The organism is Roseateles sp., from assembly GCF_031397715.1.
GTDB lineage: Bacteria > Pseudomonadota > Gammaproteobacteria > Burkholderiales > Burkholderiaceae_C > Paucibacter_A.
Window position 1 is genome coordinate 1 of sequence record NZ_JANNMI010000312.1, and the last position, 10286, is coordinate 10286.

General features: G+C 57.3%; 12 protein-coding genes and 1 tRNA gene. 5 read left to right on the forward strand and 8 right to left on the reverse strand.

From position 1 onward, the window contains the following. Positions 1-69 precede the first annotated feature (69 nt). From RMO57_RS13515 to RMO57_RS13525, 3 genes are all read left to right on the forward strand, one after another. Positions 70-372 carry a DUF3293 domain-containing protein gene (locus tag RMO57_RS13515; protein WP_310387414.1) on the forward strand — a complete coding sequence of 101 codons (303 nt, stop codon included), beginning with the start codon at positions 70-72 and terminating at the stop codon, positions 370-372. Between the two features lie 662 nt (positions 373-1034). Then, positions 1035-1436 carry a hypothetical protein gene (locus RMO57_RS13520; protein ID WP_310387416.1) on the forward strand — a complete coding sequence of 134 codons (402 nt, stop codon included), beginning with the start codon at positions 1035-1037 and terminating at the stop codon, positions 1434-1436. 90 nt (positions 1437-1526) lie between these two features. Beyond that, the gene (locus RMO57_RS13525) at positions 1527-2126 is read left to right on the forward strand and encodes a hypothetical protein (protein WP_310387417.1); all 600 of its coding nucleotides are present in this window, start codon (positions 1527-1529) and stop codon (positions 2124-2126) included. Between the two features lie 832 nt (positions 2127-2958). Here RMO57_RS13525 and RMO57_RS13530 read toward each other — a convergent pair. From RMO57_RS13530 to RMO57_RS13555, 6 genes are all read right to left on the reverse strand, one after another. Next, the gene (locus tag RMO57_RS13530; RefSeq protein ID WP_310387419.1) at positions 2959-3756 is read right to left on the reverse strand and encodes a tyrosine-type recombinase/integrase; all 798 of its coding nucleotides are present in this window, start codon (positions 3754-3756) and stop codon (positions 2959-2961) included. After that, entirely contained in the window at positions 3725-4162 is a 438-nt protein-coding gene (locus tag RMO57_RS13535; protein ID WP_310387421.1) for a hypothetical protein, read from the reverse strand. The genes RMO57_RS13530 and RMO57_RS13535 overlap by 32 nt, the downstream gene beginning before the upstream one ends. Positions 4163-4325: 163 nt before the next feature. Further along, a tRNA-Ser gene (locus RMO57_RS13540) sits at positions 4326-4413 on the reverse strand. Positions 4414-4506: 93 nt separating this feature from the next. Next, positions 4507-5802 (reverse strand): serine--tRNA ligase, encoded by a 1296-nt coding sequence (serS, locus tag RMO57_RS13545; protein WP_310387424.1) that lies wholly within the window; start codon positions 5800-5802, stop codon positions 4507-4509. A gap of 83 nt (positions 5803-5885) precedes the next feature. Next, a complete protein-coding gene (gene ispH, locus RMO57_RS13550; RefSeq protein WP_310387426.1) occupies positions 5886-6869 on the reverse strand; it encodes a 4-hydroxy-3-methylbut-2-enyl diphosphate reductase in 984 nt (327 codons plus the stop codon). Between the two features lies 1 nt (position 6870). After that, positions 6871-7314, reverse strand: coding sequence for an FKBP-type peptidyl-prolyl cis-trans isomerase (locus tag RMO57_RS13555; protein ID WP_310387428.1), 444 nt, complete (start codon positions 7312-7314; stop codon positions 6871-6873). A 97-nt stretch (positions 7315-7411) separates the two neighbouring features. On the opposite strand from RMO57_RS13555, the gene radC reads away from it, so the two are divergent. Continuing rightward, positions 7412-8086 (forward strand): RadC family protein, encoded by a 675-nt coding sequence (radC, locus tag RMO57_RS13560; protein ID WP_310387430.1) that lies wholly within the window; start codon positions 7412-7414, stop codon positions 8084-8086. Continuing rightward, positions 8083-8739: a Smr/MutS family protein gene (locus RMO57_RS13565; RefSeq protein ID WP_310387432.1), complete on the forward strand. Its 657-nt coding sequence runs from the start codon at positions 8083-8085 to the stop codon at positions 8737-8739. Before radC ends, RMO57_RS13565 begins: the two co-directional genes overlap by 4 nt. Before the next feature lie 67 nt (positions 8740-8806). On the opposite strand, the gene RMO57_RS13570 is transcribed toward RMO57_RS13565, so the two are convergent. Together RMO57_RS13570 and RMO57_RS13575 are read right to left on the reverse strand one after the other, a co-directional pair. Then, positions 8807-9643 carry a MinD/ParA family protein gene (locus tag RMO57_RS13570; RefSeq protein ID WP_310387434.1) on the reverse strand — a complete coding sequence of 279 codons (837 nt, stop codon included), beginning with the start codon at positions 9641-9643 and terminating at the stop codon, positions 8807-8809. Beyond that, positions 9640-10286: GGDEF domain-containing protein (locus RMO57_RS13575; RefSeq protein WP_414896427.1), on the reverse strand; the 647-nt coding region annotated here is incomplete at its 5' end. The genes RMO57_RS13575 and RMO57_RS13570, both read right to left, overlap by 4 nt.

Sequence of the window (10286 nt, forward strand, 5' to 3'; positions counted from 1 at the left end):
CGGATCTTGCCAATCATGTCCATGGTGATCACTCCTTGCACCCCGCCGCTTAAAAAAGCAGCAGAGTAGGTGAAACACCTGGCTCAATTTTGGGTCGGCACAACCCCTAAAAGTGGCTCAATATTCGGTCGGCGCCAACACGGCGTCAACACCCAGCGCAATTTGGATCTGGCCGCAGAGCTTCGCACGCGGAGCCTCGCCAGCGTCGAGGGGATTGGCCAGCATCCGTCGAACCAGCACCCCGGTGAGGTGAGCTATCTGATCTTTGGCTTGACTTTGGAAGCCGCCAAGACGCTGGGCACAAAGTGGGAGCAGAACGCAATCATTTGGAGCGGCGCTGACGCGATGCCGCAGTTGATAACGTTGCGCTGAAACTGGGGACCGCTTGACAAATAGCTCGCGCGTCGCCGAGTATCTGTTGGCGCCAACTCTGAGCTGAGCCAACGCGCCGAAATTTGAGTGCGCCAGTTTTTTCGAGCAGAGCATCGACGGCCACTAGGGTTTTCGATGCGACACGCATGGCTCTGCAAGGACGGACAGCAGCAGGTTTCAACGGTTGAAAGTTGAATGCTAGTTGAGCGGTGAAAGTGACTAGTGCGGTAGTCACTTCGTCAATAAGTAAGCTCAAAAAACGAAAAGTGACTACTGCAGCAGTCACTTACCAGGATTAGCAATACAAACCCAGCATGTCCCGCAACGGGGACTGAAAAGTGCCCGTTGCCGACGATCAACATTGGCTTTCGGATTCGGTCAGAAAAATGGCAACTGCTGACATTTGCGTTCTCATAATGCTCGGCCGGGGCAGAATTATTCGAACTGGGTCAAAGCCGCCTGTCCCGTGGACTTGCCCATAGAAAAAGGACGCGACGGCAGTACATAATCTGCACACATTCATGCACTCGAATTAGTTCGCATTGCCACTAGACCTCACTACCCAAGATGGTGGATGCGATTTCATTCGAGGCGGACAGTCGTTCTCTTGAGGCGGCGGAATAAGTTTTTTCTACGTTACCTGTCAGAGCGAGCAACCCCAAATGGCCAAACTCGGAATCACAGCGGCTTTCGCAAGCTATGGCGCAAAGCTCAAGAATCAGCAATGGTCAGTTTCCGCTTGGCTCCCTGATGGATCTCTAGTTGTTAGCATCTGGGATCACCATTATCGCAAGAGCGAGCCCGGAACAATGGAGTTCGCAGATTCATTAAATAGATGGTCAGGGCACGGAAACGACGAATTCCGAAGGAATTTGGCTCAAGCGTTTCTCACAAAGGCAAAAGTTCGTCTCGTAATCGTCAAGACTACAGAAGCTAATCGAGTGCAAGCGGGTGAAGACGCCAGCGAGATAAAGAACAAGGATTTCTTCATCAGAGATGACTTAATCGGTGAGGTAGCTGAACTGAATGGAAACGATTATGTATTTCGGTTCCACAGAGCGTAGCCCCCCCTTTACTCAGCAAGAGTCGGGTCACTTGAATTTGAGAAACCAATTTATCTGGCAACACAATTATACCTCTTAGGATGCTAATAGATGAGCATGATTAATGATTTAAAAGGAAAAGCGGCGGGCTATCTTGACGAGGTTGGCAAAAAGAAAGATGAAATAATTGAAAAAGCAGCGTCCCTCAAAAGGGAACATGATGAAAACCAGCAGAGGAAAATGGAAAGCTGGGTATACAAGAAAGAAGCGGAGCTAAAGGAGCTGGAAAAAGCGCTCAAGAAACGTGAGGAATTAATAAGAAAAAATGAGCTGAAATTAAAGCAGAAGTTTTTTGTCAGGTTTATTGGCGTGGCTGCTGGGTTATCAGCAATTGGATTCTTTGCGCTTGCCGCAATTACTTCAACAACAGAGACCGAAAAGCATTCCTTGATAACGCCAACTGGCATGACTGAAGCAATATCGCCAACGCCAACGCCAACGCCAACGCCATCGCCACTACCATCACCACCACAATCATCTGAACCTTACACCCCTAGAGAGTCGACGGCGTATGGAGCATACGGTGATATAGATGCTACAAACCCTAAGTTCGATGTTGGTAAATATTGTTTAGAGAAGGAGAAAAAAGGTGGAATTACATTCGAAGAATGCTTGGGTGTTGCCGCCGCAAAAATTATGTCTAGAAAATAACATGATAACAAGTCACTGCACTCAGACGGCGGCTCCGTTAAACTTAATGTCTGTCGGTGAAATTTGGTTGGGAAGATTAATTTTTCTCCCAACCCGCCGCCCTTGAATAAACACCGCAGCTTCACCCCGCGCACGCTCGAAGTTAACTCGAAACAGTGTTGGCGCCGAGGCGAATTTGAGCCACTTTGCGCGTCGGTGCCGACGATCTGGTGAACCATGCATATAGATCGCAAACCTGCATGGCCGCGGATGATCTTGTCGCAAACACTGGCTTACTCAAATGTCGGCGAGGCTGCTCAGCTGTGGGTCGGCGCCAACAGTTGTTGCGACCGGAACTCGAATTGTGAAAAACTGGGCCTCGAATTTTCCAGCCATCTTGGCCCGGCTGGGGCCCGTTTGACTATGCCAAGAAGGTATGACAAAATCGATCCCAAGAAACCTCTAGAACACCCGAATTTACTGGGCTTTGATGGAAGTGAGTTTTTTTCTCACAGTTTCCGCCATTAGCAAAAGTAAATGCCCATGTAGATCATGGGAATTTTTTTGTCTAAACGAATTGACTTTCAATTGAAAGTCGACTCTTTTCGCCCCTTCTGGATGTCGAAATTAAGGACAAGAGCAACAAACCAAATGCCGTCCACCGCGTTGGCGCCAGCCCAAGACGGGGGTACTACGCGCTGCGCGCCGAAACTGGGGTCTCGGCCTGCGGTTAGTCCGTCAGACTCCGACTTCACAAATGCACGGACGTAGTCCTATTATTTGAATTGGGAGCTGTGCTCGGCACTGTTCACGCCGGTTGCCAAACTGCTATCTTTAGAAGCTCGTCGTTCATTTAAAACTCCAATCCTAAACCAACATCTTTACAACGTTCGGCCAGTTTTGCCGAGCGCAAATGCGCATAACGAGCCATGACCGAAGGTGACAGATGACCCGTTATCAGCATAATTTCCTGATCGCGGAGGTCAGTTTTCAAGAATAAATTCGACACAGCGGTGTGCCTGAGATCGTGCAGGCGATAATTTATATCCATTTCTTTCATTAATACATTCCATGCCTGACGTGTATCCATTTTAGTATTTGGAGAATCAACTTCATGCCAAAGTCTATAGTCCGATTGCACGTAATCACGCATTTCCTCCAATCGCCTTTCCAGCACCCGCGTGATTGCCGGAAGGCGAGGAATAGTTCGACTATTTCCGTTTTTTGTAATATTAATTGACAGAAACTGCTCTTGAGCCCCACGGACCGTTATCCGCTGCGCCTCACTCAATCGAGTTCCCGCAACTGCCAAAAAACCGAATAAGGTGGTAGACCCCGGTTTCAGCATGAATCGTCTAGGGCTGCCGTATTTCCCAACGGTCGACGTCCAGCCCTCAGATTCCAACCGCCTAGCGGTTCGAAGCAAATTTGCCAGCACGTCGTCAGGGATATAGCGCTCTTCGTGATTCAAAGCCCGATCCACCGCCGGCCAAACAACATTTTTGGCCGGATTTGGTCCGTTATAGTCCCGCGACTTTTGCAAAATTCGATAGGTCTTGCTGATAACGGCCAAATACTGCCGCACGCTGCTATCACCCACTCGACCGGAAAGCGCCTCTTTACGCTCGGCCGCCGTCATCTTTGCCAGCACATCTTTTTTTCGGCCTCAGCCAATCCTTCGACAACTGACGAAGATGCGCTCCAGATAGTTCCCCTACCTTGATGCCTTGCGGAAAATACGATAGCAGGCGGCCAACTCTCAGACCATCGTTGTAGTGCGTGACTTCACAGACAGAGTGCTCCTCCAGCATGATTGAAAAAGCACGTTCCAGAGTCATTTTTGCGACGTCAACGCCCGCCAATGCCCAATCTATGCCCCGCGCTGCAGCTGCAGCTGCCACGGCCATATCCCTCGCATCATTCGCATCGGAATGAGTCTGGAAGGTCTCGTCGAGCAGCGTTCGCCCGCGGCGGATAACTTGTACTCGATACACAGGGCCTTCGGCTCGCTTGAGGACCTGGACACCACGCTTCGGCCTTTTGGTTGATTTCGTCATGAGTGCATTTCACCGAAATTTCACCGGGCGAGCAAGTAAGTTCGGCGCAATAGGTCAGGAATTCTGACAAACAGCCAAGCTAGACCTCAACAAGAACAATGCTAACTTATTGATTTAAAAAGAAAAAAGCCCCGAAGCTTTCGCTTTGGGGCTCTTTCTTTATTGGAGGAGAGGGGGGGATTCGAACCCCCGAGGCGTTTCCGCCCGCCTGATTTCGAGTCAGGTACATTCAACCACTCTGCCACCTCTCCGGTAATTTGGGCGCTCGCGGTGGTTTGTTCGCGAGTAAGCCTACTATTATAGCTGAACTTTCAGCCGGCCTTTAAAAGCGCTGTCTTTTTTGCTCAGGCGCTCAGAATTTCCAGGCCACCCATATAGGGCCGCAAGACCGCCGGCACGGTGATGCTGCCGTCGGCGTTTTGATAGTTCTCCAGCACGGCGACCAAGGTGCGGCCCACCGCCAGGCCGGAGCCGTTCAAGGTGTGCACGAGTTCGTTCTTGCCCTGCGCATTCTTGAAACGCGTCTGCATGCGGCGTGACTGGAAGGCTTCGCAGTTGGAGCACGAGCTGATTTCGCGGAACACGCCCTGCGCCGGCACCCAGACTTCGAGGTCATAGGTCTTGGTTGAACCAAAGCCCATGTCGCCGGTACACAGCGTTAGCACGCGGTAAGGCAGTTCCAACTTCTGCAAAATGGCCTCGGCATGGCCGACCATCTCTTCCAGTGCTTCATAGCTCTTATCCGGATGCACGATCTGCACCATCTCGACCTTGTCGAACTGGTGCTGGCGGATCAGACCGCGGGTGTCGCGCCCGGCACTGCCCGCTTCGGAGCGGAAGCAAGGGCTGTGTGCGGTCAGCTTGATGGGCAAGTCAGCTGCGTCAAGGAGTTGCTCGCGCACCGAGTTGGTCAGCGAAATCTCGGCGGTGGAGATCAGGTACTGCTCCTCGGCTTCATCATCGCCACCGCGCAAGACCCAGAACATGTCTTCCTTGAACTTAGGCAATTGCCCGGTACCTTCGAGCACCTCGCGATTGACGATATAGGGCGTGTAGCACTCGGTGTAGCCATGCTCTTCGGTCTGCGTGTCAAGCATGAACTGCGCCAAAGCACGGTGCAGCTTGGCCATCTTGCCGCGCAAAAAGCTGAAACGCGAGCCGCTGAGCTTGGCCGCGGTATCGAAGTCAAGTCCCAGCGCTGCACCAATGTCGACGTGATCGCGCAGCTCGAAATCGAACACGCGGGCGGTGCCCCAACGGCGCACTTCCACATTGCCGGCCTCATCGGTCCCCACCGGCACGCTCTCGTGCGGCAGATTGGGCACGCTCATCAGCATGGTGCCTAGTTCTTGCTGGATAGCGTCGAGCCGCTCGGCGCCGGCCTTCAAGCCTTCGGCAATGCCGGCCACTTCGAGCATCTGCGCCGAGGCGTCTTCGCCCTTGCCCTTCAACATGCCAATTTGTTTGGACAGCGCGTTGCGGCGGCTTTGCAGTTCTTCGGTGCGCATTTGCGCGCCCTTGCGCTCGGTTTCCAGCGCCACATAACGCTCAATGTCCAGGAACGCTTGCGGGTTCTTGCGGGTGCTCAGGCGCGCCACGACAGCGTCGAGGTCCTTGCGCAGCAGGGTAATGTCCAGCATATGGGTTCCTTGTTGGGTCGTGATTCTATGAATGCAAAACGGCGCCTATGTCCGGCGCCGCATCAAAGCAGAGGGCGCAAAGTTCAGGATCGCGAGCTGCTGAGGTCAGCCATCGACTTGTCGCCCAGGCCCTTGGGCAGTGGGAAGCGCACATGCTCCTCCACGCCAGGCAGGCTGCGCACCGTGGTGGCGCCCAGCTCGCGCAGGCGCTGGATGACGGCTTGCACCAGCACATCGGGCGCCGACGCGCCGGCGGTCAGGCCGACACGGGCGCGGCCCTCCAGCCATTCGGGCTTGAGATCATCGGCCGCATCGACCATGTAGCCGGGTGTGCCCAGGCGCTGGGCCAGCTCGGCGAGCCGGTTGCTGTTGGAACTGGTCGGGCTGCCGACCACGATCACCACATCCACCTGCGGCGCCAAGACCTTGACCGCATCCTGGCGGTTTTGCGTGGCGTAGCAGATGTCTTGCTTCTTCGGTTCGCGCACCTGCGGGAAATGCTTTTTCACCGCCAGCAAGATCGCGGCCGCATCGTCAACGCTGAGTGTGGTTTGCGTCACCACCGCCAGCTTACTCGGGTCTTTGACGCGCACATGGGCCACATCGCTCGCCTCTTCCACCAGATAAATGCCCTCGCTGAGCTGGCCCATGGTGCCCTCGACCTCGGGGTGGCCCTTGTGGCCGATCATGATGAACTCATAGCCCTCGCGGTGCAGCTTGGCCACTTCCACATGCACCTTGGTGACCAAGGGGCAGGTGGCATCAAAGACCTGAAAACCACGCTCGGCCGCTTCGGCGCGCACCGCCTGGCTGACCCCGTGAGCGCTGAATACCAGGGTGGCACCGGGCGGCACCTCGGCCAGGTCTTCGATGAAGATGGCGCCGCGCGACTTCAGATCGTTGACCACATAGGTGTTGTGCACGATTTCATGGCGCACATAGATCGGCGAGCCAAACTTCACCAGCGCGCGCTCGACGATTTCGATCGCGCGGTCTACACCGGCGCAAAAGCCGCGCGGTTCGGCCAGCAAGACTTCTTGCGGGTTTGACAACAAGGCGTCGCTCATTTCACAGCACCCCGATCACATGGACTTCAAAGCTGACCGGCTGGCCCGCCAGCGGATGGTTGAAGTCGAACAGCAGCCAACCGGGGCCGATTTCGCGCACGCTGCCGGCGTAGCTGCCCTGGCCGTCAGGGGTCGGGAACTGAATCACGTCGCCGACGCTGTACTGCTCGTCCGGGTCACCCAGCTCATGCAACAGACTCAGCTTGACGCGCTGCAGCAGCTGCGGGTTGTGCTCACCAAAGGCTTCGCCCGGCGCCAGCTCGATTTGCATGCGCACGCCCTCGGCCAAGCCGATCAGCCGGGCCTCGATGGCGGGCGACAACTGCCCGCTGCCCAGCGACAGCGTGGCGGGTTTGTCGGCAAAGGTATTGATCACATCGCTGCCGTTTGGACCGGCCAAACGGTAGTGCAAGGTCAAAAAGGATCCGGCTTGGATGAGATTCATGGGGACAATGGTGACTAGACTGAATGGATTTTAGGGCCTGTGCACGCGCGACCCGCGCAGACGCCCCGCAACAAACCCACCGAATTGCCGTTTTCTCATGCCTCTGACCGACCTCCCCCCCGACGCTAGGCCGCGCGAAAAACTGCTCGCGCGCGGCCCGCAAGCGCTTGCCGACGCCGAGCTGCTGGCGCTTCTGCTGCGCACCGGCATGGCCGGCACACCGGTGCTGCAGCTGGCGCAAAACCTGCTTGATCAGTTCGGTGGCTGGCATGGATTGCTGCACGCGAGTGTGGCAGACCTGGGAGCCGTCAAGGGTTTGGGGCCGGCCAAACGGGCTGAAATCGCGGCCGTGCTGGAGATCGCCCGCCGCTCACTGCTGCAAGAATTGGCGCAGCGCCCGGTGTTCGACGCACCCGACGCTGTCAAGCAATACATCCGCCTCAAGCTGGCCGGCCTGCCGCATGAAGTCTTCGCGGTGATGTTTTTGGATGCCCAGCACCGGCTGATCGCGATGGAGGAAATGTTTCGCGGCAGCCTCACGCAAACCTCGGTCTATCCCAGAGAAATCGTCAAGCGCGGGCTGGAGTTGGGGGCTGCTGCCGTGATCTTGACGCATAACCACCCGTCGGGCGTGGCCGAACCATCGCGCTCGGACGAGTTGCTGACCCAGACCCTGAAGTCGGCGCTGGCCTTGGTCGATATGCGCGTGCTTGACCATCTGGTGGTCGGCGCGGGCGAGGTGATTTCAATGGCCGAACGGGGGCTGATGTGAAGCCGCCAGCCACCCCAACCCTGCACAGCCTGCAAGAGCTCAAATTGTTTCAGCGTGAGCTGGCGCAGCGCCGCCAGGCGGCCGAAGAGCAGGCCGCACGGCTGGCCGCTGCGCTGCTGGCGGCGGATCAGGAGTGGCGCTTGTTCGAACTCAGCGTTGGCGCCATCACGCCCTTGCCGGTGCAGACGCATGCAGCGTTGCACCGGATCCTGCCGTCGACCGAACCACTGCAACGCGCGGCCGATGAACGCCTGGTCATGCAGCAGGCCTTATCGGATGATTTCGACGTGGAGTCGCTGCTGGAGACCGACGACAGCCTGTCCTTTCGGCGGCCCGAAATCAGCCAGGAAGTGCTGCGCAAGTTGCGCCGCGGCCATTGGAGCTTGCAGGCCCAGCTTGATTTACATGGCCTGCGCACCGACCAAGCTCGCGAGGCGCTGGGCACCTTTGTGCAGGACTGCGCCCGCCGGGGCTTGCGCTGCGTGCGCGTGGTGCATGGCAAGGGCCATGGCTCACCCGGCCGCGAACCGGTCTTGAAGGCACGCGTGCGGCGCTGGCTGGTGCAAAAGCAGCAGGTGCTGGGCTTTGTGCAGGCGCGTGCCAGCGACGGCGGCAGCGGCGCGTTGATGGTCCTGCTTCAACACGTGGCCTGAACACGTGGCCTAAACACGTGGCCTAAGCGGTCGACCAAAATGGCGGCCGGCTTAGGCCAGAGTAGTCTCAGGCCAGCAGTTTGTTCGCCAGGGCCTTGATGGCCTGCGCAGCGTCGCTGCCGGGGTAATGCTCAAGCACCAGCTGACGCTTGAGCACGGCTTGGCGCACCGCCTGATCGCTCTTGACCTCACCCATCAATTCCAGCTTGAAGGAATGCCCGGGCTGTAAGCCGACAAAGCGTTGCAAGACTTGTTGCAACTGGCCGCAAATCAGCTTGCCTTCACCAACCCGGTTGGCCTGGTTGACCAGCAAACCGACCTCGCGCCGGCCTTGCTGCGTGGCCAGCACCTTGATGGTGGCATAGGCATCGGTCAGGGACGTGGGCTCCGGCGTGGCCACCACCAGCACATCGGCCGCCATCGAAATGGAGAACAACACGACGTCCGAAATCCCGGCGCCGGTGTCCAGCAACACCCAGTCAAAGCGCGGTTTGACCAGCTCAAGAATATGCAGCAGCTTGTCACGCACATCGGGCGTCAGACGCGAATACTCGACCATGCCCGAGCCAGCCAGCAAGACCGAGAAGCCACAAGGGGCCGGCAAAATCGCCTGCTCCAAGGTCGCCTTCTCGGTGAACACATCGTGCAGCGTCAGCTTGGGATGCAAGTTCAGCACCACATCCAAATTGGCCAGGCCCAGATCGGCGTCCAGCACCAGCACTTTCTGGCCCCGCATGGCCAAGGCCGCGGCCAAATTGGCGGTCACAAAGGTCTTGCCAACGCCGCCTTTGCCGCTGGTCACGGCCAGCGTGCGGGCGCCGCCGCGGCCCGTGACGGGGCGGGAGGACCCCGGCGAAAAGGCGCTTGGGCTGATAGCAGCAGGGTCTGTTGTCGTCGTAATCATTCGCTGTCCTGTTGCGTTACTGCAAACAACATGCCCTTTTCCTCGGCACTGACCAAGGATTCAATTTGGGTTTCAAGGCAAGCACGATTTCGTCCCTCGGCCTTGGCACGGTAAAGCTGGCGATCGGCGCGCTCCATCCAGAGCAGCGATGACGACCGCACCCACTGCGGCGCAAATGCACCGCCCAAGCTGATCGTTACCGCCAAAATCTGCCCCGAGGCGACCTCGACGCGCAACTCTGAAACCCGCTCACGCAAACGTTCGGCCACCATGGCGCCGAAGCTGGACGCGCATTTGGGCAGCACGATGCCGAATTCCTCACCGCCGACGCGGGCCACCGTGTCCATCGGCCGCACCACCTGATTCAAGGCATTGGCCACGGCCTTGATGACCAAGTCGCCGGCCGCATGGCCGTAGGTGTCGTTGACGGCCTTGAAGTGGTCAATGTCAACCGCCAGCAGCAGGGCCGATTCACCCGAGCGGGCCACCCGGTCGACCTCGCGGGCCAGGGCCATCTCGAAACTGCGCCGGTTGACCAAGCCGGTCAAGGCGTCTTTGCTGGACAGATCGCACAGCGCGTCGATGACGCCCTGCACCCAAACATCGCTGTAGGGCTCGGACTGGGGCAGCGACGCGCCGGCCT